At 49.6% G+C, this 25,534-nt stretch carries 18 protein-coding genes and 1 tRNA gene; 5 read left to right on the forward strand and 14 right to left on the reverse strand.

The features are described from left to right. The first annotated feature begins 137 nt into the window (after nt 1-137). Nucleotides 138-1,244 carry a 3-phosphoserine/phosphohydroxythreonine transaminase gene (gene serC, locus BUC30_RS12105; RefSeq protein ID WP_073425102.1) on the forward strand — a complete coding sequence of 369 codons (1,107 nt, stop codon included), beginning with the start codon at nt 138-140 and terminating at the stop codon, nt 1,242-1,244. Between the two features lie 686 nt (nt 1,245-1,930). Here serC and BUC30_RS12110 read toward each other — a convergent pair. From BUC30_RS12110 to BUC30_RS12145, 8 genes are all read right to left on the reverse strand, one after another. Next, nucleotides 1,931-2,266, reverse strand: coding sequence for a GerW family sporulation protein (locus tag BUC30_RS12110; RefSeq protein WP_073425103.1), 336 nt, complete (start codon nt 2,264-2,266; stop codon nt 1,931-1,933). 16 nt (nt 2,267-2,282) lie between these two features. Then, nucleotides 2,283-3,134 carry a hypothetical protein gene (locus BUC30_RS12115; protein WP_244536623.1) on the reverse strand — a complete coding sequence of 284 codons (852 nt, stop codon included), beginning with the start codon at nt 3,132-3,134 and terminating at the stop codon, nt 2,283-2,285. A gap of 21 nt (nt 3,135-3,155) precedes the next feature. Then, entirely contained in the window at nt 3,156-3,986 is an 831-nt protein-coding gene (locus BUC30_RS12120; protein WP_073425105.1) for a hypothetical protein, read from the reverse strand. Beyond that, nucleotides 3,987-4,844 (reverse strand): archaetidylserine decarboxylase, encoded by an 858-nt coding sequence (gene asd / locus BUC30_RS12125; RefSeq protein ID WP_073425106.1) that lies wholly within the window; start codon nt 4,842-4,844, stop codon nt 3,987-3,989. It abuts the gene before it with no gap. 111 nt (nt 4,845-4,955) lie between these two features. Then, nucleotides 4,956-5,783: a hypothetical protein gene (locus BUC30_RS12130; protein WP_073425107.1), complete on the reverse strand. Its 828-nt coding sequence runs from the start codon at nt 5,781-5,783 to the stop codon at nt 4,956-4,958. A 68-nt stretch (nt 5,784-5,851) separates the two neighbouring features. After that, complete coding sequence (gene dtd, locus BUC30_RS12135; RefSeq protein WP_073425108.1) at nt 5,852-6,289, reverse strand: D-aminoacyl-tRNA deacylase; 438 nt, start codon at nt 6,287-6,289, stop codon at nt 5,852-5,854. Continuing rightward, nucleotides 6,286-7,311, reverse strand: coding sequence for an asparaginase (locus tag BUC30_RS12140; RefSeq protein ID WP_073425109.1), 1,026 nt, complete (start codon nt 7,309-7,311; stop codon nt 6,286-6,288). Before BUC30_RS12140 ends, dtd begins: the two co-directional genes overlap by 4 nt. Further along, a complete protein-coding gene (locus BUC30_RS12145) occupies nt 7,308-8,285 on the reverse strand; it encodes a gluzincin family metallopeptidase (RefSeq protein WP_139260845.1) in 978 nt (325 codons plus the stop codon). The genes BUC30_RS12140 and BUC30_RS12145 overlap by 4 nt, the downstream gene beginning before the upstream one ends. Before the next feature lie 104 nt (nt 8,286-8,389). Between BUC30_RS12145 and BUC30_RS12150 the strand changes: the two genes are divergently transcribed. Both BUC30_RS12150 and BUC30_RS12155 read left to right on the forward strand, forming a co-directional pair. Next, complete coding sequence (locus BUC30_RS12150; protein ID WP_073425111.1) at nt 8,390-9,220, forward strand: DUF4423 domain-containing protein; 831 nt, start codon at nt 8,390-8,392, stop codon at nt 9,218-9,220. 1 nt (nt 9,221) lies between these two features. Continuing rightward, nucleotides 9,222-10,757, forward strand: coding sequence for a hypothetical protein (locus tag BUC30_RS12155; RefSeq protein WP_073425112.1), 1,536 nt, complete (start codon nt 9,222-9,224; stop codon nt 10,755-10,757). 327 nt (nt 10,758-11,084) lie between these two features. Here BUC30_RS12155 and BUC30_RS12160 read toward each other — a convergent pair whose 3' ends face one another. Beyond that, a complete protein-coding gene (locus BUC30_RS12160; RefSeq protein ID WP_073425113.1) occupies nt 11,085-12,434 on the reverse strand; it encodes an MATE family efflux transporter in 1,350 nt (449 codons plus the stop codon). Between the two features lie 141 nt (nt 12,435-12,575). On the opposite strand from BUC30_RS12160, the gene ychF reads away from it, so the two are divergent. Continuing rightward, nucleotides 12,576-13,673, forward strand: coding sequence for a redox-regulated ATPase YchF (gene ychF / locus BUC30_RS12165; RefSeq protein ID WP_073425114.1), 1,098 nt, complete (start codon nt 12,576-12,578; stop codon nt 13,671-13,673). A 212-nt stretch (nt 13,674-13,885) separates the two neighbouring features. On the opposite strand, the gene BUC30_RS12170 is transcribed toward ychF, so the two are convergent. The 5 genes from BUC30_RS12170 to BUC30_RS12190 form a co-directional block, all read right to left on the reverse strand. Further along, entirely contained in the window at nt 13,886-14,473 is a 588-nt protein-coding gene (locus BUC30_RS12170) for a hypothetical protein (RefSeq protein WP_073425115.1), read from the reverse strand. After that, nucleotides 14,473-16,941 carry a formylglycine-generating enzyme family protein gene (locus BUC30_RS12175; RefSeq protein WP_073425116.1) on the reverse strand — a complete coding sequence of 823 codons (2,469 nt, stop codon included), beginning with the start codon at nt 16,939-16,941 and terminating at the stop codon, nt 14,473-14,475. The genes BUC30_RS12170 and BUC30_RS12175 overlap by 1 nt, the downstream gene beginning before the upstream one ends. A gap of 68 nt (nt 16,942-17,009) precedes the next feature. Further along, nucleotides 17,010-22,301, reverse strand: a complete 5,292-nt coding sequence (gene uvrA / locus BUC30_RS12180) for an excinuclease ABC subunit UvrA (RefSeq protein ID WP_073425117.1) — start codon at nt 22,299-22,301, stop codon at nt 17,010-17,012. 130 nt (nt 22,302-22,431) lie between these two features. Beyond that, entirely contained in the window at nt 22,432-24,291 is a 1,860-nt protein-coding gene (locus BUC30_RS12185) for a hypothetical protein (RefSeq protein WP_244536624.1), read from the reverse strand. 1 nt (nt 24,292) lies between these two features. Beyond that, a complete protein-coding gene (locus tag BUC30_RS12190; RefSeq protein WP_073425118.1) occupies nt 24,293-25,126 on the reverse strand; it encodes a TIGR02147 family protein in 834 nt (277 codons plus the stop codon). A 180-nt stretch (nt 25,127-25,306) separates the two neighbouring features. On the opposite strand from BUC30_RS12190, the gene BUC30_RS12195 reads away from it, so the two are divergent. After that, nucleotides 25,307-25,382 (forward strand) — tRNA-Asp (locus BUC30_RS12195). Nucleotides 25,383-25,534 lie beyond the last annotated feature (152 nt).

Consider the following 25,534-nt stretch of genomic DNA (forward strand, 5'->3'; position numbering starts at 1 on the left):
TTTTATCACTCTATAACGACCCTTAAAATCTTTTTATGACCACCGATATAGCCGAACGGAACGGATTTTGCTATTTTTACGGCGTAATTTTTACATGGGTTCACGCCCAGGAATAACCCCTAAAAAGGAACACAACAATGGCAAATAAAGTCTATAACTTTAGCGCAGGACCGTCGGTCTTGCCGGAACAGGCACTCAAGGAAGCATCTGCTGCATGCATCGACTTCGAAAACAGCGGCATCAGTATCCTCTCCATGAGTCACCGTTCAAAGCCGATTGAAAACATGTTCGCCCAGACGGAACAGTACCTCCGTGAATTGATGGGCATCCCGGAAGATTACGACATCGTGTTCCTCGGTGGTGGTTGCTCACTTTTGTTCTGCATGCTCCCGATGAACTTCTTGGACCAGAACGCTACGGCCGACTATGCTTTGACCGGCGTTTGGGCAAACAAGGCTTACAAGGAAGCTAAGCAGTTCGGTAACGCTCTCGCCGCTTGCGATACCAAGTCTGAAACTTACAGCCGCATCGACAAGAACTTGAAGCTCAGCGACAACGCTAGCTACCTCCACGTGACCGCCAACAACACGATCTACGGTACGGAATGGCACAACTTCCCGAAGCCGAAGTCCGGCTTCCTCATGGCTGACGTGAGCTCCGACTTCCTCGCCCGCAAGATCAACGTGTCTGACTTCGGTGTCGTCTATGGCGGCGCTCAGAAGAACATCAGCTGCGCTGGCGTGACCGTGACGATCATCAAGAAGGGCCTCCTCGGCAAGGTAAACCGCACCATCCCGACCATGCTCAACTTCCAGACCCACATCGACGCAGCCAACATGTTCAACACTCCTCCGGTCTTTGCCGTGTACGTGATGAACCGCACCCTCAAGTGGCTCAAGGACTTCGGTGGCGTGGACGCTATCGAAAAGGTGAACCGCAGCAAGGCCGCTCTCCTCTACAGCGCACTCGACAACTCCAAGGTGTTCGTCGGTACGGCTGCTAAGGAAGACCGTTCCATCATGAACGTTCCGTTCGTATTCAACAAGGACGTCGTCGCAGCTGACAAGGCTGACGATCTCGCCAAGGAATTCCTTGAATTCGCTAAGGCTCGTGGCCTCCAGCAGCTCAAGGGTCACCGTTCTGTCGGCGGCTTCCGCGCTTCTATCTACAACGCCATGCCGGTCGAAGGCGTGCAGGCTCTCGTTGACTGCCTCGGCGACTTCGAAAAGAAAGTTCTCGGTTAAGAACTGCGCCGCGCCCCGCGCGGTATAACGCATTTGGGAAAGTCCCGACCATAGGTCGGGGCTTTTTCGTTTACAATCGTCATCCCGTCGCAAACGTAGTTACGAGAAATAATGGATCCCCTACGCTTCGCTTCGAGGATGACTGGTCATGACAAAAGAAGAACCTCCTCATGGAGTATGAGGAGGTCCTATTTTTTGTGTTAGGAGTACGCCATTACGGCGCCTTGGAGGAGGATTTCGTGGCACGTATGTCCCCGTGCCGGGTGTTTCACAAGGTCCCAACAACCAAACACGACCTTGCAAAACTTGCGAGATAAGTTTAGAACCTTCTTTTTGTTCTCAAAATTACTAACCCATATACACCCAAAGGCTTTCACTTTCTCGTTTTTACATGAATAAAGATACTCTTTTAAATAGCGAATGTCAATAGAAAACCCCATTTTTAAACATAATTTTGCAAAATATCACATTCAGTCCGCTCCCAAAATGTTCTCAAATTTTCAGCAAAGTTTTCAAAAGTACAAAAACAGAGAAAAAGACCAATAAAATTCTATTTTCAACCAAAGTACAAGACGGAAATTCCCGGTCAAGCCGGGAACGACACGCAAGGCGGGAACAGCCACACAAAAAAAAGCCGGAACAAGTCCGGCATGATAAAATCGAGAACAGCGATTTAGAAAGGGCGGTTAATTGTCCACAGGCTTCTTTGCAAATTTATTTGTAATATCAGGTACGATATCCATAATCTTAGAGACGAGCGAGCTATCCTTGGTAATCGGCATGATGCGCACGTCGTCGCCCTTGATAACGAGGAATGCGACCGGATCGACCGAAGCGCCACCGCCAGATGCAGATGTATCGCCCTTATTCTGGTGACCTCCAAAGCCAAAGCCAACGGACACGCGGCTTACCGGCACAACTGTTGTTTCGCCCGCCTGGATGGGTTCACCAATGACGGTTTCCGCCTTCGTGATGAAGCGGAGCTTTTCTAAAAGAGTTTCAGCAAGTTTTTCAATAGCCATGTTTTGAATATAGTAATTAATATCTTGCGCCGTAAACGCGGTCGCTCGCGGTAAAGAACTTACGTTCCAAATCCGTCCAATCGAGGTAACCCCACACCGCCACAACGCGCCCACCCGGGAGCCTTGTTGCCATGCCGTTCACACCCTCGCCCGCATTAAAATAAAGCGTCGAAGTCTCGCGATAAATGCCTTTAGGCTGCACAATGTTCAACTGGCGCCCCCAAGCGATAAAGTCATTTTCTTCCACGAGATCCCAACTGCGGGCGACATTCCACTGCAAGTCGGCGTCTCTATAGACCTGTGCCAGCACCGGGAAATAAGCTTTCACGCCAATGAAATACTTCGTCAATACGGACGTATGTCCCGGTTCGCGATGTTCAAACGGAAGGCTAAGGAATTCCTGAGGGAACCCACCATGCCTTGCGTTCGGGAACTGGTGAACATAACTTTCCAGATCGCTTCGTTCATAACGGCGGAAGCTATCGTGCTTAAAGATGAAGATTCGCGAAGCAGAACGGATACTTTGTTCTAGGAAAGAGCCGCGCAGAATCGGCACAATTCCCTGAAAACGCCCACTATTCATGTAATAATCAAGCGCATACACATCGCTCTTGAATTCAAGAATAGTCACATCCAGCGTATCCCCCGTCATATTCATCGGGTAACGCAAATCGACACGTTTCACAAGAGCCTTGATGTTTTCGTTCGGATTATCGTCGATACGAATATCATCCATCGGCCACCTGTCGTTGTAGCACAGCTCCGTATAATCAACAGTTTCTTCTTCTTTCGGTTCGCATGCGCACAAAACAAGCGCCGCAGCGCAAAAGCAGACAAACTTAGGCAACACCGAAAGGAAACGATTCATACTCATAAAATTTAGCATACATCAATCGCGTTTGCGGACTTCGGCATAATTACAATACTCATAAAGCGGGCACTTCGCGCAATGCGATGTCAGCTCGCGGCAAATAAAGCCCTCGCTCCCATTCTCCAAAAAGAACTGGAGGGAATGCGCAGCGAAATACGGGTTCTCCGGAGCAAGTGCGATAAAATATTCATTCGCGAGTTTTTGTTTTTGAGCGGGTTCCAGTTCCGCAAAGCTAGATTCCTTCGCGGGCCCAAGCATCGCAAGGAACCGGCGAGCGCCCATCGTGAGCGGCAAGTGAGGCATTCTAGAACTGTCACGACACGCAAGGCCAAGGCCAAGCGGTTGCGGGGCAAGCAAGCGGTAAATTGCGGCACACGCTTTAGGGCGCGGATTCGAACGGCCCATAAAATAGATTTCGCCCAAGTCCCGCCACATCTCTTCGGGAGTCCGTTCACGCATCCAAGCGACCAAATCCGGATGATGGCGCACAAAAAGTCCGACGCTCCAAAAAATCCCGGAGACATGCTCAAAGACCGTCCAGTTGCGACTATTGAACGTCTGCTCGACAACATCTTCGATTTCGCCACCTTTCGGCACGGGGAGCGACCAAAGCTTATCACCCGGGAAACGCTCGTGCAACTTCACGAGGAGGCGCAAGATATCGGGGTAAGAACGATCCTGGAATAAGACCGTACCAAGCAATGTCCACGCAATTTGTTCATTTGCCGTGGGCATTTTTTGAGCAACATAAACTACGGGATCAGCGCACTTGAAAAGAAGCGCTACAAAAGCTTTCGAAGCCTTGAATAGCGCTGGTTCATCGTGAATAAAACGCTTTACCGAGACCAACTAGAGAGCCTCGCCCACCTTCACCGCCTGTCCAAGACGAGACTTGAACAAGTCCGGATGGCGTTCGCGAATTTTCTTGTCGACCACGAGAATCACGGTACTGCCCATTTCAAAGCGGCCAAGTTCATCGCCACGGTCAAACGAGTACTGCTGATTCGGAATCCAGTCCAAGCGCTTTTTGTCGCGCGGGAGCTTGCCTGCGTTCGTCAAGATGGAATCGTTATACACGACGCCAATGCGGCCGACGTTTGTCGCACCGACCTTGACCACGAGCACTTCGGAACCGTCCGCCAAGCGGAGTTCACTCGTCAAGCGTTCGTTGATGCTGAAAAGACCTTCGACACGTTCTACACTACCTGCGTTGACCGGCCAGAGCGTGCCCGGGCAATAGCTCGAAAGCACGAGGTCGCCCTTGACGGGGCTGTGGATGCGGTGGTAGTTGAACGGAGCCAAGTAAATCGTCGCAAAGGCGCCGCCCTTGAAACGTTCTGCAAGTTCTTCGCTACGCAAAAGGCTCTTGAGCGTGTAAGTTTTGCCCTTCGCCTGAATCAAGTTCTGGTCATCGCCATCGAACGTTCCCGTCTGCGAAAGCACGCCATCGACCGGGCTTACGATTTCGGCACCATCGGCAACAGGGCGCATACCCGGCTTGAGCTTGCGGATAAAAAGTTCACCGATGTTCTTGTAATGGCTGAGCGGGTATTCCGATTCAGACATATCGAGCTTGTAATAGCTAGCAAAGGCGTTGCGAGCAATTTTGCTCAGGAACGGGATGCGCAAACGCGTAAAGGCACCGAAAATGCGGCTTGCGGCATTCTTCGGCAAAAGCTTCATAAAAACGTAGAAAGGAGTGTTCATAACTTAAAAAGTAGTAATTAGTCTTTAGTCAATGGTCTGTAGTTATTTATAATTGCGCCGAAGGCGCCAAAAATTAATCTAATAACAAATGACTAAGAACTAGTAACTAAATCAGTGGTTTTCGAAATGCGCGACGTCGGTGTTAAGCAGTTTCCAGAGTCTAGCGGCAAAAGGCGTTGCCCATTCCTTTTCAGGCGCCACGCGGGTCGTCGTTGCGGCGGTAAATTTGGAGTAAGTGAGGGCGACAAGTTCACCGTAGCGGGCATCCCACATGCTCCACACAATTTGCCATGTGAAGCCACCTTTTTTGCCCAAATCAGGGTCCATTTCCACATTCAACACTAACGGAATCGTCAAATAACGGAGTTCATAGCGGCTAGCAATTCCGTTCAACAAGTCCTTTAGCTTAAACGGCAACTGGCGAGCAATCGTCTGTTCCACACCATCGCGCTCTTCCCACGGAGTCACGTCATCCAAGCGTTTGCCTTCCACGAATTTTTCAGCAAGAAGTTTTGCAGACAAAGAATCGACGTAAGCGGAATCCGTTTCCGGCACACGCATGCCAACAATCATCAAGTCTCGTTGCATTTTCGGGAACGCTTTTGCGAACAAAGAATCTTCGATGCGGGCAAGATCAAAGTCGAGGGCATCGGCACTAAAGCTATGGCACATTTTGCAGTTTTCGGGGCGAGTCGCCGTTACCTTGAGCGAAGGGAAAACGCCCACAACAGCATTGGAATCGATACGGCTAAATGCGACCTGGTTCCATTCGCGGTAGAACTTTTCGTCTGTGATTTTCAGCACGATATCACCTTGCGTGCCGCATTCCGTGCACGGAGCGTCCGCCATGTCGCCGCCTTCGGGAGCGCTATCGCGCGAACCCGCACAAGCGATGAACAGCGTTGAAACGCACAACAACAAAAATTGCAAAACTTTCATATAAAGCTCCAAAACATTTTGCAGAACAAGACTTAACTGGATGGGGCTACGTCCCAATGCGCAAGGCTTTATTCTAGCATTATAGTAAATGGACCGTCGTTGACGAGGCTCACTTGCATATCGGCACCGAATTTTCCGGTTTCTACGACAGCGACTTCTTTTTTGCACTGTTCAATAATGTACTCGTATAGTTCATTGGCGAGTGTCGGGTTGCCAGCACCATTGAATGTCGGGCGATTGCCCTTATTGCAATTGGCATACAACGTAAATTGGGAAACAAGCAAAAGCGAACCGCCAACATCCTTGATGGAGAGGTTCGTCTTTCCGTTTTCGTCGGCAAAGATACGGAGCGCAAGCATTTTCTTGATGAAGCGGTCGGCGATTTCGCGGGTATCGCCCTCGCCTACGCCAATCAGCACAAGGAATCCCTTGTTATCAATTTTACCGACAGTTTGACCTTCAATATCGACTTGAGCCTTAGTGACTCGCTGTATTAAAAATTTCATAATGTTAATACTCTAGAAAAAAACTTTTGAATGGCCGCAGGGTCATTCGTGATGGTTAATGCAAGGCGCAATAACACGGCTGCTTTAGCGGGAGGCAAATCGTAAGCGGCAATCGTTCCTGGCACAAGGAGCTGTTCTGGGACAATGCGACCGCGATTAATTCGCGTAGAAATCACGACGGGGATATTCTTATCTGCGACAGCATCTGCAATCGCACTAGCCCATGCACAAGAAAATTCACCAGCGCCAGCACCTGCAATGACAAGCCCCGCCGAGCGTTCTGCAGCAAAGCGCACGAGTTCTGCATCAGCATCAGCGTTAAAGTAAAGGACGGAAACGCGAGGCAATTCGCGCAAGTTCGAGATGTCGAACGATTTTACGAGAGGGAGATGTCCGCTTCCTTCGACTTCGCTCAGGGCAGGCTCTGGCGGGCAAGACAGTTCATGAGGCGGGCATGACAATTCAGCAAATGCATCCAAATCGTTCGCGTGAATCTTTTGCACCGAGCGAGCGTTCATTAATTTGCCTGCAAAGGCAACGTAAACAGCACTGGATCCTATCGCCTTCGGCTCCAGGATGACATTCGGGCATGACACTGCGCTTTTCACGGCAAAGAGGAGGTTTGCGGGACCGTCCGGTTCTGCAGCGGTAGCGGGTCGCATCGAACCAGTCAAAATCACAGGCTTCGCGGCAGTCTCAGCAGCATTTAAAACTAAGCTCAAGAAGAAAGCGGTTTCTTCCATCGTATCAGTCCCGTGCATAACCACGATGCCGTCAACATCCTTGCGCAGCAAAAGCTCTTGAATCCGCTTCGCCAAATCAATCCAAATTTCAGAGGTGATATCATCCGAATTGATATTGCAAAATTGCTCCACGCAAATGTTTGCCACATTCTTCAATTCCGGGATTGCATCAATCAGCGTTTGCGCCTTGATTGAGCCCGACTTGTAACCAATATCCTTACCTTGCTCGCCCGCGCCAGCAATTGTACCGCCCGTCGCGAGAATCACAATATTTTTCATTTTACAGACTCCAACAAATCCCGTGCGGTCATTCCATAATGCTTTTTCAAAGCGCCATCTGTTCCAAGTTCATGCAAATCCTGCAAACACTTTGCAAAATTGCGGAACGCATCTGCTCCACCGCCATCACGCCACAAAAGTTCTTGGACCATTTTCTTCGAGAACCAGTAAAGTTTCTTTGCCTTTTCTGTGTCCGATTCGTTCACAAAAGGTTCTGTAAGTGATTTAAGACTCGGGTACGACCCAATCGGGCGAGGCTCATCGTTATGCGAGCCGTCAACCACCATCGCAATGCCCTCGTTCATCCACAGCGGCACCTGCGCACGCGTCATAGAACGAACAAATGAATGCGTCAGTTCATGGAACAACACCGGGCGATAAACTTCACGGTAAGCCATCAAGTTCACAGGCACACGCAACTTGCCATCAAAAACAGCAGCCACCCAGTCCGGGCGCGGTCCCACACCTTGATATTCCTTCTCCTGGTACAGTACCAAACTCATCTTATTTTCGGGCAAGAAATCGAACAAATTACTAATCGAATCGTACGCCACTTCCAAAACGGCAAGAGCTTCCATCACATCTTTTTTAGAGGGACTACCATCAAATTCCAAACGAAAATGCATCGACTTTTCGACGCCAAGATTTTCCATTTCCTGTTCTAGGCGCTTCGCTTTTTCGATAAAATAATCCAGCTTTTCGCTCTTAAAATCCAAAGATTCAATGTAACTTACACATTCCTTATAGCGTTCCTGCTCAAGCAGGAGCCCCGCCAAATGCATTCGCAAGTTCGTATCGTTCGGTTCTGCCTTTAAAAGCTCACGGACATTGCGTTCGGCACATTTCCAGTCACCCGCCGCAAGGCAATCATTCGTCTCCTTAACCATCGCTTCACGCTCTTCAAATTCGGCATTTTTCTTGCTATAGGTGATAAAAACGAACGCAACAAAGATAAAGAGTACCAAAAGTACCACAAATAACGATCCCTTTGGGGATTGACTTCTGTTTTTTCGCATGGTAAGATTAATCTAATAATTTTCCGAAAAGAATTTAAAGTATATTTAGCATAGGTTTGGTTATGGCAGAAATCTTTGATTACGATGACTACCGGGATATGATCAAGGATTATTACTTGGAGCATAAGAAACACAACTCCTTGTATTCCTTCAGCACTCTCGGCAAGACGCTTGGCTTGGATTCAAGTCACGCTTACTACATTGTTCAGAAAAAACGCAATCTCCCCGTCCACGCAGTCCCCGCCGCAAAAAAAATGCTCGGGCTCGACGGTCGCGGAGCCGCATACTTCGACTTATTGATTGTCGCATCGCGCACGAAATCCGAAAAGACAAAGGCTGAAATCCTGCAAAAGGCGTTCCAGCTGCGCGACGTGAAGCGCCATTTGCTCAAGGACAACGAGCTCAAGTATTTAAGCGCCTGGTGGACAATCGTCGTAAGAGCGCTTATCGAAGTGAAACACGGCAACGTGGACATCCCGGAAATCGCAAACAGCGTGATTCCGCCTATTACCGAAGAACAGGCGCAAGAAAGCATCGAAATTTTAAAGTCGCTCGGCTTTATCCAGCCTATCAACAACAACAGCAAAGTCCGCCTCGCCGACCCGCACATCACGGTCCAAGGCGCAGAAAAGGCCGAAGCCATCCGCAGTTTCCATTCGAAGGTTATGCAGTTTGGCATCCGCTCGCTCAATGAAATTCCGCCAGAGAACCGCGACATTTCGACAATCACCATGGCAGTCGATTCCAAGGGATTCGAAGACCTGAAAAAGATGCTCAAGGAATTCCGCAAAGAAATCCAGATTCGCGTTGACAAGTGCATTGTCCCTGATCGCGTTATGCAGTTGAACCTCGCTTTATTCCCCGTCGCACTCAATAAGAAGAAGGAAAAATAAAATGAAAAATTTTAACAAGCTTCTTTATTTGGTACCCTTTGGTCTCCTCGCTGCCTGCACAGCAAGCAACGACACGGCAGGGAATACGACGGAAATTGAAAACGCCATCGCCATCCGTGTTTTTGACGACGGTGCACCGGCTGCCAAAGTACGCTACCAGGTGCTCCCCTCTTGGTACGTAGCCGACACTGCCGAAACAAGCGCCGTAAAGTACACCTACGAAGGCGAAACCGATACAAACGGTTGGGTGCATATCGACGGCCACCAGAACGGATCTTACACCATCAATTTCACTAAGGGCGATTCTTCTATCGTCTTGCAGTACACGCTCAACAACTTGAACCACGAATACACGCTCGACAGCGCATCGCTCGAAGCGGTCGGCACGGTCAAGGGTCTTGTGGACTTGCCGGACTCCGCCAACTACGCCTGGGTTGCCGTCCAGGGCGTGAACACCATTGTCAAGACCGATACGCTCGGACAGTTCGTCATCCAGAAGGCTCCGTGCGGAAACGTCACCGTGAGCGCATGGGATTCCGAAGACCTCAGCTCCATTGGCGGAACCTCCGCAGTTGTGACCTCGAACGACACGACGGATCTCGGCCTCATCGAGAACCCGAACAAGGTCGTCCCCGAGAACGCCATCCGCTTTATGCCTTCCGACTTGATTTCGGACTGGATGCGCCCGCTCAGCTTCCCGACCGTACTCGTCCTGCGCCTGACTGAAGAGAACTTCGACTTCTCGAAGGCCGAAAAGGACGGAAGTGACATTCGCCTCTACGACGGAAGCAACAACCTCATTCCGTTTGAAATCGACGGCTGGGATACGAGCATCAATAGCGCCACGCTCAACATCCGCGTCGAAAGCGCAGCTGATACCGTCAGACCGTGGATGCTCATGTGGGGCGACAAAAAGGCCAAGAAGATTGAAGATGTCAAAGTCTGGGAAGGTCTCAGCGATTCTCTCGTGAAGGCTCTCAACAGCGTTGAGGTTTTGAATTTCGAAGCAGGCACCGACTTAAACGCACTGCCCGCGCCACTTAACTACAACTGGTACGTACAACCGCACGATAGTGCAACGGTCAAGAACAACCTTGACCAGAAGCCGACCAACGGCATCGAAAAGGCAGACAGCACCATCTTCGGCAAGAACATGCTGCATGTGCAGTACCAGGCGAACAAGCTCGGACGCTACGTTGTCATCGGGACGCGCATAGCCGCGCACCAGCACGACTTGAGCAGACTCGACTCCGTGGAAGTTTGGCTCAAGGGCAGCGGGGATTTCGAAGTATTCCTCGAGACGATTGTAGAATCCGATACAAACTACAAGACCTCGTATAAAGGAAGTGTCAACGAAGAATGGACTCGTGTCGCCATCAAGCCATCCGATTTCACAAATCCGGACAAAAAAAGCTACCACGGCTGGGACGTGACACGCAACAAGATTACGCGCTTTACCATCTTTGTGTACAACGGCACGGATATCTGGATTGATAACGTCAGAATGTACGGCATCAACCTCGACGACTTGCTGTAATAACCCACTCTAAGGCAATTAAAAAGCCCCCTGTAAGGGGGCAAAAAAAAAAAATGCCGGTTGGGATTAGAAGCTCTGTTCGGCAACTATCGAATCACGTCATTTTCGGTGAAAATCGATCAGAAGTCTCCATCCGATTACAGAAGCATCAGTTCTCCAACACTAACTGACGCTTTTTGCATCTAATCCCAAATCGGCTATTTGAACACTCGTAAATTACGTTTATTTAAGCCCCTTATCTCAAGAGGGCTTTTTTCGTCCGTTGACAAAATGTCAAATTTTTGGCAATAGCGCCCGTATGGGCTAATCAGAAAACAAACATTTACATTAAAAACGGGTATTTTTCACCCGGTAAATGTATATCCCCGCCAAGACCATGATGGTAATAATCCAGCTCACCGGGTACACCACCATCAGCGACGCAAAGGAACGGTACTGCGGGAATACAAAAATAACCCAGAGGATTCGTATACCGCAGACACCCACCACGCAAGTCAGCGCCGGAGCCAAAGACTGCCCCATGCCACGTAGTGCACCAGAGAAAACATCCAAAAAGACGTTGATGAACAGCACGCCAACCACGACGTACATGCGGATAGAACCCGTCGCAATAATTTCAGGATCGGACGTATACAACGAAAGCAAAGGCTTTGCAAAGTAGCAGCAAAGCATGCTCAACGCAAACGTAGAAGTCGTCGCAAGCAAAATGGTCCACCGGACTGCACTACGGCAGCGCTCCAGATTTTTCGCCCCGTAATTTTGCCCCACGAATGTCACGCACGCATGCGAGAACGAATTGAGCCAGTAATAGACAATGAACTCGTAAGTGAGCGCCGCAGCAGAAGCCGCCACAGTTGCAGAACCAAGACTGTTGATCGCCGACTGGAGGCAGACATTGCTAAACGAGAATACCACTCCCTGAAGCCCCGCCGGGAGCCCCACGCGCATAATGCGCCCGAGGAACACAGGCGTAATTCTCAACTTCCAAAATTCGAGTTTGAACGGTCCGACTTCGTGAAGCAAGAAGTAGAACAATGTTCCCGCACTCAGTGCATTCGCAATCACGGTCGCAAGCGCAACACCCGTAACGCTCATGCCAAAACCTGCGACAAAGAGGACGTTCAGCAACACGTTGATAGCACCCGTCGCAAGGAGCACGTAAAGCGGGCGTTTTGTATCGCCTTTGCCACGCAGAATTGCCGCCACAAAGTTATAAAGCATAACGAACGGAATCCCTGCAAAATAAACTTGCAGATAGCGCACCGCCAAATCTAGGACATCTGTAGGCGTAGAAATCGCCGAAAGGATCGGACGCGCAAAAAAGACTCCGATAAACGAGAGCAAAATTCCGCTTATGAACGAGACAATCACAGACGTGTGGACACTGCGGGTAATGGCACGATAGCTCTGCGCACCGATGGAATTAGCGACGACAACATTCACGCCGACAGAGATGCCTACGAACAAGTTTATCAGCATATTGATGACGAACGTATTCGCACCGACCGCCGCAAGCGCCTTGTCGCCAGCGAACTGTCCGACCACGGCAATATCTGCCGCATTGAACAACTGTTGCAAAATGCTTGTCGCCGCAAGCGGAACGGCAAACCTCAGAATCTTACGACCGAGAGGTCCGTTCAACATATCCATATTCGTCTTTAACGCATCCGTTGCCATACAGCACCTTAAAACCGCGGCAAATTTAGATTTTTACGCTTTAAGCTTAAAGGGCAATTTTCTACCTTTACATCGCAAAAACAGGTGACTAGAATCGCTATAGGATAAAACGATTACAAGCGCCACAAATCGGAGATTATCATGGGTTTTAAATGCGGCATCGTAGGCCTCCCGAACGTAGGCAAGAGCACAATCTTCAACGCAATCACTAACGCAGGCGCAGAATCCGCCAACTATCCGTTCTGCACCATCGACCCGAACGTCGGCATGGTCAGCGTCCCGGATGCCCGCCTCGATGAACTTGTGAAGGTCTACAACCCGAAATCCATCGTCCCGGCTGTTACAGAATTCGTGGACATTGCAGGCCTTGTAAAGGGTGCTTCTAAGGGCGAAGGTCTCGGCAACCAGTTCCTCACCCACATCCGCGAATGCGAAGCCATCATGGAAGTGGTGCGCTGCTTTGATGATGAAAACATCATCCATGTGAACGGTTCCGTGGACCCGATCCGCGACGTCGAAGTGATTGAAACGGAACTTATCCTCAAGGACTTGGACTCTGTCGAAAAGCGCCTCGCTACCGAAGCAAAGTCTGCACGTACCGGTAACGCCGAAGCCAAGGCTCGCCTCGCCGCTTGCGAACTTTTGAAGACGACGATGGAAGAAGGCCGCGCCGCCCGCACCGTGATGCACGACAGCGAAGAGATGGAAGGCATCGTTAAGGACCTCGGACTTCTTACCGCAAAGCCGCTCTTCTACTGCGCAAACGTCAAAGAAGACGACATCCTTACCGGTAACGCTTACGTGGACCAGCTCAAGGAATATGCCTCCAAGCATGGCCACGACGTGATTGTCATCAGCGGCAAGATCGAAGAAGAACTTTCCGCCATGGAACCGGCAGACAAGATTGAATTCCTCAAGGAACTCGGCATGAAGGAATCCGGACTCGATTCCGTTGTCCGCAAGGGTTACGAAATCCTCGGTCTCCGCACGTTTTTCACCGCAGGCGAAAAGGAATGCCGCGCATGGACGTTCCACGCAGGCTTCAAGGCACCGCAGTGCGCAGGCGTCATCCACACGGACTTCGAACGTGGCTTTATCCGCGCCGAAACTTTGAGCTACGCCGACTTCCTCAAGCACGGCAGCTGGAACGCCGCCAAGGAAGCTGGTCTCGTCCGTACGGAAGGCAAGGAATACCTCGTACAGGATGGCGACATCATGTACTTCCTGTTCAACGTGTAATTAGACGAGAGAACGCTGCTTCTCCACAAAGTGGATAACAGCAACTAAGGCAACAAGTTGCCAAGTTTTGTATAGCGGCTACAGACGACAAATGCCAAAGGCGAATGTTGCAGGGCTGCTTGCAGACCTATAACTGAGCCAAGCATTTGGGACTTGTCCAAAGACGAAAGTAAAAGGTCGCGAGCAATCGCGACCTTCTTTATTATCAAGACTTAACCTTTCTTCGCTTTCTTCCGTTCGCGGCGGGCAATCACCATCGGGCGAACGAGCGTTGCGATGTTCATCGCCGTTCCAATCAAAATCAGGAAGCTTGCGCAGTATAGCCCAACGCCACCCTCAACTTTTAATAGCGGAATTCCAAGAGTAGCCCCGATTTGCGAAAGCTTCATCAGCAGCGACCACAACGAAATCATGGACAAAAGTCCCATCACGATTGACGCTAGCGGAACAATCCAAGCAAACACAGCCGCCAAAACAATTGCAGCCACAATACCGTACAAATGATGGACAGGCTCCATCTTCGGGTAATTCGGCATTTGCGTCTTGAAATGATCCAAGATCTTCGGATTTTCCTTGACCATGCGATTCATCTGGTTCAAAGCCGAGGATTTAACAGTTTCATCCAAATTAACGCCCGATGCAATCTGGTAAAACGTCATCTGAGCAATCGGCTTGCTATCGTCTTTTGCCGAGCAAGAAACATTTGCCAAAGGCATCAACAAAGCAAGCAACACGAGCAAATACGGGAATGCCGTCAGTTTCTTGAAAATGCTTTTTTCCTTATTAGAATTATCACTCATTATCTTTTTTCCTGAAGAATTCTTTCAAGCGGGAACACACAGCGGAAGCCAATGAAATCAGACCAGTAGCGAGGATCTTCATCGTCACGCACAGTCATGTTCAACTCTTTCGCCCTATCCTTCCAAGAACCACCCTTCAAAACCTTGCTTGTACCCCAATAAGAACCTGTTGGATTCGAGTCTTCAATAGAGAAGGTAATCGCAAAGTAGTTGTCACGAGTCCACTCCGCAACGTTACCGGACATATCGTAAAGTCCCCAAGCATTCGGAGATTTCGTAGCGACATCGTGCGGACCATAAGCATCATTGCCCTTGCCCATCTTCAAAGAGTTTTCGGCAAAAACGGCATACGTGCCGACACTCATGACATCATCTGCTGTCCAGAGAACACCATCGTTGCTACCGGCACGACCTGCAAATTCCCACTGGGCTTCAGTCGGCAAATCACCGCCAAGCACCTTGCAAGCGTACTGAGCATTATCCCACGTGATATTCTGCACCGGTTTCTTTTCACCCTTGAACACAGACTTGTCCGGATAACGCTTTGCAGAATCCAAGCGAGCCATGATCTTCTGGAAAAATTCCTGAGTCACTTCAGTTGTATGGATTGCAAATGGGGACATGGACACGACCTTACCACGGAAGCGGAACGAGCCAGAATCAATGATTGCAACCGTTCCACGAGTCGCGTGTTCGACAATATTTGCGCCCGGAGCAGTCTTAACCGTATCCACCGGAGCAGAAGACGAAGAGCTTACGATTGCAGATGACGAAGAAGACTCCAGTCCCTTTCTGAGCCATTCTACCACTTCTTTTTCCATAGCGATATGTCTCGGCAAAGTAAACTTGCCCTTGCCCACGTAAAGGGAATCGCCAAGGCGGAAGCCAAGCTTTTCATAACGGTACTGGTAGCGACCGACAAGATTTCCTTCCTTGAACACCCATACCGGCTTGTTGTTCACAAGGAACAATGTCGTCACGAGATTGGAGTTTCCAGCGGCAAGCATCTCGACGAGTGAATCCATCGAAATACCATCGACAACGCCCTTCCACGATACCTGGACACGACCTCGGTCAGCACCAAAGCTCAAGTTCAAGGAATCGACCTTAGTAACGACAACCGTTTTCTTTGTGGTATCTACCGCAGCCTTTTTAGCCTTGCCCTTCGTCACTTTCTTAGTCGATTCTACAGGAACCGTAATGGTATCCGTTCTCACGATTTTTTCGATGGCAACAGGCTTTATGTTAATCTGAGCCGGGAGCGCCTGGAGACTATCAAGCTTTTCGTGGAAAGCCTTGTATATATTGCTCACATCCCCGAGCTTTTTATTGCGCCACATGGTCTGCGCTTCTTTGCGCTTGAGGTTGTAGTGAGTAACATAGTTGCGATAATCCTTATCCGATTCTGCAAGTCCTAGAGAATCCGCAGACTTGATAGCCGGATAGAATTTCGAAAATTCCATCGTATCCACGCGGTTCACATTCTTATCGACATCTGCAGAGAATACGTCATAAAGGGTTTCTGTTTCTTCGAGCGTTTGAAGGGCGTACACCTTATCAAGCGTGACAGACGTTTTCGCCGGAGCAGAAGTACTAGAAGAAGATCCGCCAGAAACAGGAACAGCGCTTGAACTAGAAACACCAGCGTCAAAGCTAGGAATAACAATTCCCGAACTAGAGCTAGAACCTGCAATAACAACAGCCGGAACGGATTCGCTTGAACTCGAACTTTCTACAACAGCAACCGGAGTTGCCTCGCTTGAACCAGAAGCAACAGAATCAGGGCTTGGGAACTTCACATTGAATGTGAGCACGTTCCCCGGCTTAAGCACACCCGCATCCACGTATGGAAGCTTGTCCGGAGTACCGAACGAAAAGACGTAAACACCATCCTCTGCTGGGAAAAGGGCACGGGTTCCCGGTTTCATTTTTGAATTCAGAGGCAGAACATCCAAGTGCTTTTCATCGGACTGGATTTGCACCATCCCCGGATGATTGCTTTCGTTCAAAACCTGCCACTTGCCATTCTTCATGAACAGAAGCTTCGATACACGAGGGGAATAAACATATTCCGCATCGAAATAAATGTCGGCTTCGTCCTGGAACGCTTTATACTGGCGAGAGGCGTACAAGCGGAGTCCGATAACTTCACGAGCGCCTAAATGATTATCCTTGAGATTAAAGGCATGGAGATTCTTGTATTCTTCCGGTTTTGCCTCACCCGAGAACCACAAGTATTCTTTCGCCGATTTTTTATGACGGAGATAGAGACGATTGGGATGCAACGGGAACACCGGTTCCTGGGAAATAGCAACAGAGCTATCCAATGCGATAGCCTTATCCGTTGCATGTTCTAGAACATTACCAACCTTGAAATGACTCGGATTCAATTTAAAGTTGCGATCTTCATCTGCCATGGTTATTGCTGGCACCAGCAATAAAAGCGGAAGCAATCGGGAAATGTTCATAAGCGCTCCTGTCTTATTAAGGCTCTTCTTCTCAAAAAAAATAATTTCTTCTAATCAAATTAGTTCCATTATTTTGTAGAATTAGCCCCCATTTCAAGCAAATAACCGCCATTTGAACCACCGACAGGACCCAATTCAACTTTCCAGTCAGCCAAACGGATAATATCGGGGTGGTGTTCAATGACAATGACCGTATCGCCACGCGCCGAGAGTCTGCGCAAAAGATTCCAGAGGATTTGAATGTCCTTCAAATGGAGACCAGTTGTCGGCTCATCGAGGAGGTAAACCATTTCTGTTGCCGGACGGCGGCAGAGTTCAGCTGCAAGCTTCAAGCGCTGGGATTCGCCACCCGAAAGCGTTGTGACCGGCTGACCGAGTTTCACGTACGGGAGGCCCACATCGCGGAGGCATTCGAGCTTCGGCAAAATTTTCGGCTGATCCTTGAAGAACTCGCAAGCTTCAACCACACGCATATCAAGTACATCGGCAATGTTCTTGCCCTTGAACGTGACTGTAAGCGTTTCCTGATTGTAGCGCTTGCCACCGCAGACTTCGCAAGTTTCCCAGATGTCCGAGAGGAAGTGCATTTCGACAGCAACGGCACCACGGCCCTCGCAAGCGGGGCAACGGCCTCGCGCAAGGTTATAGCTAAAGCGACCGTAATCGAAGCCCTTCATCTTGGACTGTTCGAGTTTCGCAAACAGTTTGCGGATATCGTCAAAGACGCCCGTAAAGCTCGCCGGCGTACTGCGTGGCGTTCCCGAAATCGGGCTCTGGTCCACCAACAAGACTTCGCCGCTCTGCTTTTTGCGGCCACGCGCCTGGAACTGCTTTTTGAGCGCAGGGAAAATTTCATCGACAACGAGAGAACTCTTGCCCGAACCCGAAACGCCACAGACAACGCTCACAGCCTTCTTTGGGAATTTTACAGACAAGTTCTTAAGGTTATTCGCCTTGAGGTTCTTGAATTCGTAAAATTCAGTATCATCCGTAATCTGCACGGGCTCCAGCTGGTTTGCCACCGGCGTGGAATACGTGAGGAACTTGACGGTTTCGCTACGCGGGAACTGTTGCAGAGCATAAGGCTTCGCAAGTTCTGCTGGAGAGCCTTCGGCTACGACTTCACCACCAAAGTCGCCCGCCCCCGGACCCATATCGATAATGTGGTCTGCGGCTTGCATCATCTTGAGATCGTGTTCCACGACCACAAGCGTATTGCCCAAGTCACGCAAACGATAAAGCGTATCCAAAAGTTTTGCAGTATCGCTTTCGTGGAGGCCGACGGTCGGTTCATCAAGCACGTACAAGACGCCTTCGAGACCGCTACCAATCTGGCTTGCCAAGCGGATGCGCTGGGATTCACCGCCCGAAAGCGTATCGCCCGCACGGTCAAGGCCAATGTAGCCAAGTCCCACACTAATCAAGAAGTCCAAGCGGCCAATGATTTCACGGAGGAGCGGAGCGGCAATTGTCGTCTTGCTTTGGATGGATGCAGAAGTTGCATTTTCTTCGTTCGCAAAATCGACTTTGGCAAACCAGTCGCGAGCTTCGGCAATGCTCATGTGATGCACATCCATGATATTCTTGCCCAAAATGCGCACCGCAAGATATTCTGGCTTCAAGCGTTCGCCATGGCAATCGGGGCATTCTTCGCCATCCTTGAAATGCCCAAGACCGAGGCAAGTTTCGCAAGCGCCCCAATGCGTGTTGAAACTGAAATGTTTCGGGTTGAGCGCCGAATCCATGTACCAGCCACATTCCGGGCAACCCGGCTTTTCACTAGCAGAAAGGCGTTCTTCACCATCGCAATCCACATAAAGGATTCCGTTACCATCGCGGTAGCCACGTTCAAACGCTTCAACAAGGCGAGCGCGGTTTTCTTCCTTGACCACCACGGAATCGACCACGGCGAGCAACTGTTTTTCGCGAATGGGGATTTTTGGCAACGGAAGTTCCACGAGCTTTTTACCGAGATATGCCTTGCGGTAACCCTTCTCCGTCAAAATCTTGGACAACTTAATTTCGTCCTTGATTTCGAACGGAGCAAGAACCGTCACCATTTTGTTGATGTCTCGGTCAAAAGCAAACTGCATCAAGTCGCCAGCGGCATAAGAGCTGACCGGCTTTCCGCATTTCAAACAATGCGCCGTGCCTACGCGAGCCCACAAAATGCGGAAGTAGTCGTAAATTTCCGTGAGTGTTGCGACCGTACTGCGCGGGCTCTTGCTTGCGCTCTTTTGGTCAATCGCAATCGCAGGCGCCAAGCCCGAAATAGAATCAATGCTACCGCGATCGGGGCGTCCCAAGAAGCGGCGAGCGTACGTGCTGAGCGTTTCTACAAAGCGGCGCTGACCTTCACTAAAGAGCGTATGGAATGCAAGGCTCGACTTGCCCGAGCCCGAAACGCCCGTAATCACCGTGAGTTTGTGGCGCGGAATCGTGACATCGATGTTCTTGAGATTGTGCTTGCGAGCGCCATGCACTTCGATATCGAGCGAGTAATCCTCGCCCTTTTCATCTGTGCGTTCAAAATGCTTGTTTTCGCCATGCTTTTTAGCCAAGACCGGAGCCAAGTAACGCCCCGTCTCCGACTTTTTGCACTTGGCAATTTGTTCGGGAGTTCCCGTCGCGATAATGCGACCGCCATTCACGCCCGCATCTGGGCCAAGGTCGATAATCCAGTCCGCGCACTTGATTACATCGAGGTTGTGTTCAATCACCACAACGCTGTTGCCGAGACTACGCAAGCGATTCAAGCATTCGAGCAATCGACGGATATCTTCAAAATGCAAACCGGTTGTCGGTTCGTCGAGCAAGTAAAGCGTCTTACCCGTCCCCGGACGGCGCAGTTCCGAAGCAATCTTCACACGCTGCGCTTCGCCACCGCTCAAAGTCGTCGAAGGCTGACCGAGCGTCAAATAGCCAAGGCCCACTTCGCAAAGGAGCTTGAGCGGTTCTACAATTTTCGGAATGTCCTTGAAAAATTCAGCGGCTTCGGCAATGCTCATGTCAAGAACTTCAGAAATATTCTTGCCCTTGAAATAAACTTCACGGGTCGCTTCGTTAAAGCGCTTGCCATCGCACACATCGCAAGTAACTTGCACGCTCGGCAAAATGTGCATGTCGATGACCTTCACGCCCGCACCTTCGCAAGCGTCACAACGGCCACCCTTCACATTAAAGCTGAAGCGGCTCTTCGTGTACCCGCGCACTTTGCTTTCTTCCATGCCCGCAAACAAGTCGCGGATATCGTCCCAAATTTTAGTATAAGTTGCCGGGTTACTGCGCGGAGTGCGTCCAATCGGCGTCTGGTCAATTTCGATGACCTTGTCGATGTTTTCGAGACCTTCCAAATGATCAAACTTGCCAACCGGTTCTTCGGAATTGTAGAACACGCGAGCGAGTTCACGGCGCAAAATCTGGTTCACAAGAGTGCTCTTGCCCGAGCCCGAAACGCCCGTGACTACCGTAAATGCACCGCCGAGCGGGATTTCCACGTCGATGTTCTTGAGGTTGTTTTCGCAAGCTCCGCAAATCTTAAGCTTCGGCGTCTTCGCATCAATCTTCAAACGCTGCGACGGAATTTCTATAGCCTTGCGACCGCTCAAGTACGCGCCCGTAAGTGACGACTTGTTCTTTTCGAGTTCGTCGACTGTGCCAGCCGCCAAAATGCGACCGCCCTCGACACCCGCGCCAGGGCCCACGTCAATCACGCAGTCCGCATGACGCATCGTATCCTCGTCGTGTTCCACGATGAGAAGGCTGTTGCCTTGGGCTCGCAAGCGTTCGAGCATTTCGAGCAACTTATCGTTGTCACGTGGGTGCAGCCCAATACTCGGTTCATCAAGCACATAAAGCACGCCCTGCAAGCCCGCACCCACGGCGCTTGCGAGCCTGATACGCTGCGCCTCACCGCCCGAAAGCGTCGAAGCCTTGCGGCTAATGTCCAAATAGCCAAGGCCCACTGCCTTCAAAAATCCAAGGCGCCCACGAATTTCCTTGAGCACTTCGCGACCGATGCGCTGCTCCTTCGGGCTCAACTTGAGCTTATCAAAAAACTCGACAGACTTTTCGACGGACCATTCCGTCATCTCGCAAATGTTATGACCGTGGAAATCGACTGCCGCCGCAATGCGGTTGATTCGCGTTCCGTGACATTCCGGACAAACGCCAATCTGCATATACTTTCGGAAGTGGTAAATATGCCACATGTCCCAAAGTTCCTGCATAATCGTCACCACACCGCGTTCGCTCCCGCTCGGAGTCCCATAAAGCACAGCATCCTGTTGCGCCTTCTTGAGCTTATTCCACGGCGTATCCAGCGAAAAGTGCATTTCGTTTGCAATCGTGCGCAAATTGCGCCAGCCAAAATCACTAAAGATGATGCAGCCATCATCCTTCTTTTGCGGGGCAAGGCACCCCTCTTTCAACGACAAATTCGGATTCGGCACAATCAAGTTAATGTCAAATTCGCAACTTTCGCCAAGACCCTTGCAGGCGGGGCATTGACCCTTCGGGTCATTAAAGCTAAAGAATCGCGGTTCAAGTTCCGGGATAGAAATTCCGCACTTCGGGCAAGCGAGCTGCGTACCCTGCAAGCGGTATTCTTCCTTCGCGGCACCATCCGCGCCCGCCTCTTGCGATGTCAGCAAGAACGACACGAGCTTTCCGTCCGTGAGCTTGAGCGCACCTTCAATCGCCTCGCGCAAACGGCTCATGTTCTTGCGTTCAAGCGTCAAGCGGTCAATCACCACTTCAATCGTGTGCTTTTCGTAACGCACCAACAGCGGCACGTCTTCGAGCCTGTAAATCGTCCCGTCCACACGCACGCGGACAAATCCATTTTCCTTGAGCTCCGCGAGTTCCTTGCGGTATTCACCCTTGCGCTCCTGCACAATCGGCGCCATCACCAAGATCTTTTTATTCTCGTCGCTAGCGTACAGATTATCAACAATCTGGTCGACCGACTGCGCCTGAATCACTTTGCCGCACTTGGGGCAATGCGGAACACCGAGGCGCGCAAACATCAAACGATAATGGTCCAAAATCTCGACCACCGTACCCACCGTACTGCGCGGGTTACGGTTCACCGTCTTCTGATCAATCGAAATCGTCGGAGAAATTCCGCGAACACTTTCCACATCCGGGTGCTTCATACGCCCGATGAACTGGCGTGCATACGCCGAAAGCGACTCCACAAAACGGCGCTGCCCTTCCTGGAACACCGTATCAAAAGCAAGGCTCGACTTGCCCGAGCCCGAAACGCCTGTGACCACGACAATCGAGTCGCGGGGAATCGTCAAATCAACATGGCGGAGGTTGTGTTCATGCGCATCACGGATTTCAATAGATTTCGTCATGGACGCAAATATAGAAAAAGAGGCCCCAAATGTCTAAAAATTAGTGAACATTTGAACAGAAATTAGATAGAAATAGCCACGATTTCTCGTGGCTATTCTTTCCTCCTAACAATACAACTCTCAGACTTCTTTACTTACCGCATTGGTCGTAAGACCCGAACTTATCGACAACAAATTCGCCATCCACAGGGAACTGAAGACGAACCGACGTAATTTTTCCGATGGCATCTTCAATCTTTTCACTAGATTCCTCGTCAATATTCTTGAAAGCCTTCCAAGAAACCTTGCCCCACGTCATGTCGTCGGAATATTCAACTTCAGCATACCAGTATTTATTTGCAGAAGCATCAGTAACGAGCGCGATTCTAACAAAGCTGTCAGTACTATAATGAATGCAGAAGCCATCCCACGCACTGATGTCAGCGGTTTCTTGTTTCGAACTGACCGTATTAAAGCCAATCGTTGCAACCTTATCCAAATCATAGATACCGTCATCCGACTTCACGTATCCCGTAAACTTGTGATACTTGCTTACCAAGGATTCAGTGACATAGCCATCATCATCAGCTTCGACATCATCGGGGAAGCCGAAACTATACGTATCCATTTCATCTGGAGAATTCGTCCAAACGCCGCCAGCTGCTGCACCAGAGATGCCGAGATCCACGTGGTCACCATCTTTAGAGCCATCCCACAAGAAGCTCTTTCCAGACTTGTAGCTAGAAGATTCCGTAGGCTTCACTTCCTTGAATTCGCCAGATTCCTTGACAGAAAGATTTTCCGGCACCAAGGCGCTAATACGTCTGATTCCGACCATCGTTCCGGCCTTGTTTTCCTTTGCGAACTTGAAGCGAATCTTTGCCAGATGCTTAAGAATATCGCTATCGGAACCCTGCAGGGCATCGGCAAATACCACACAGTTCTTTTCCATATCGTTGTTCTTGGTAAAAGTCATTGTCTTGCTCTTCTTTTCAAGGGTGCCCGCCGAGGAATCCCCAGGAACAAGTTCCATTACAATATCCATTTGCGATTCATATTCCAAGCACATGCCCTTCCACAAACCAGACACGTCTGCCGTATAAATGAAATCCTTGTTCTTTTTAGTGGTTTTCCCTGCAACAAGGAATTCAAAACCGACATCCGGATTGGAGTTAACATCATTAAAGATAACATGGCCATAATAACCTTCATGACTTTCAATTCTTTTGTCCAGCTCCGTATAATCTTCGGGAAAGACGCCGAATTCGGGGAGATCATACATCCATTCATAATAGGCATGGGAAGAATCTTCAAAGAAAGTCATCGTACCAGAAGTTCCTTCATCGCCTTTAGCATAACCTGTCTTTACGCGAGCGCCGTCTGATTTACCAATCCACAAATCCGAGCGAACATAAGGAGACAGACGTTGAATGCTAAATTCACCCGTCGAACCCGACTCGCCCACAAAAACGATTTGCACAGAACGCACCTTCTTGACAACATCGGAACCATCCGTTTTATCCGATTTTTTCATCTTGAAATCTTCCCAAGATGCGCAATGGCTTTCGGATCCGGAATCCTTCATATTCAGACTGACGAAAGGCACATCCTTATCCACAGAAGAACTTGCGTAGTCAGCCGTATCGAGGCGGACCTCCACGGTAAAGTCAGACTTGTACGAGACGCACAAACCATCGCTCCCCTGAGAAAGATCGGTCGGAGAACCATCCTCGTTGGAAACGTCATAGGCGATACCGGCACGTGCAAGGTCATCACCGGACTTTTTCAGCGAAACACGACCGAGCAAAGCGCTCTTGCCATTTTCCAGCTTAATGTCCGATCCCTTCATGACGTTCCAATCCTTAAGATTGGCGGATTCATTCCAGAATGCGTTTTTTTCTTCGGTAGTTCCAAAATTTTTGGAAACCCCGGATTCGTCTGAACACGCCGTTAATGCAAGGGCCCCTAACAACCCCAAACACAAAACGTTAGTTCCAATGTATTTATTCATATCAGCCCTCATTATTTTTATGTGTATTTTTAGACAAAGGGAACATCTGCAAGTTCAATCGATAAACTTGACACGGTTCCTTACTCATGTTGGCAATCGCCACAATCTTTCTGCGACAGGAATCCAGTTCCCGCACAATCTGTTCGTAAGTTTCTCGGTCAATCCCCATGGTCACACCGGAAACATCACGCTCATGAATATCATACTCGTCAATAGCCTTCTGCGCAAAGCCAGCCATTTCACGGTGCATGGAGCGAACCACCAAAGGCATCACTTCGGAATTACCGACCAAAGCCTTATCCGTCTGCACATAGACATTTTTGGACTTGCGCTGCAAAATTCCAACACTGACCATAAAGTCCAAGGATTTACGCACTTCATCCGCAGTGATCGGCTGCCAGCACATTTCGGCAACATCTTCGGGAGTTGCCCCCGGCATCATCGCCACCAGTTCGCGCAAAACAGGATTTTTCCAAGACTCAAAATAAGTGAAGGCATCTCCATCAACTACACGAATCTTGTTTGCTTCCGCAATATCCTTCATGCTTGCAAAAGCGTTCTTTTTCGTTTCGTCATCCTTCGCCTGGTTGTAGCGCACCAAACTGCGGAAATAGGCATACTCGAAGCCGCCCAGGTTCATGGCAGATGCCACCCTTTCAATACCTAGTTCGCTAAGGCTACTTTTCCCTTCGCACACCAACTTCAGGTAAGTCGGCGATGTGAAGCCAGCCAGACGAGCGAACTCGCGCCACGTAAACGAGCAAGTCCTCTTACGTTCATCGTAAAAATCCTGCATGCAGCAGCGATAGTCACGATATTCTGTTACCGGTTTCATAAGATCTCCCTATACGAATCATTTCCCTTCATGACTTTAATATAACATTTTTTGTATCATTAGACAAGTTTTGAATGATACAAAATTAAAAAAAATGATTTTTTTTACAAAAAGGACTTGACTGAATCAAAACAAGTTTTTAAATATGGTCTACCGATTGAGAAATCAGTCGAACCACTTGGGGTGGTAGCTCAATTTTGGTTAGAGCACCGGCCTGTCACGCCGGAGGTTGCGAGTTCAAGCCTCGTCTATCCCGCGAAAAAGCACTTCTCCTTGAGAAGCGCTTTTCGTTTTTTGACGCTTTTTGCCGTTTTCGTCCTCCAAAAGCCATTTTAAACTATAGTCGCAATTGGAAGAGCGCATTTTTCCTCCTTCTCCAAAAAATGTTTATATTAAAAATTAAGAAGG

This window comes from Fibrobacter sp. UWB7, assembly GCF_900142945.1.
Taxonomy (GTDB): Bacteria; Fibrobacterota; Fibrobacteria; order Fibrobacterales; family Fibrobacteraceae; genus Fibrobacter.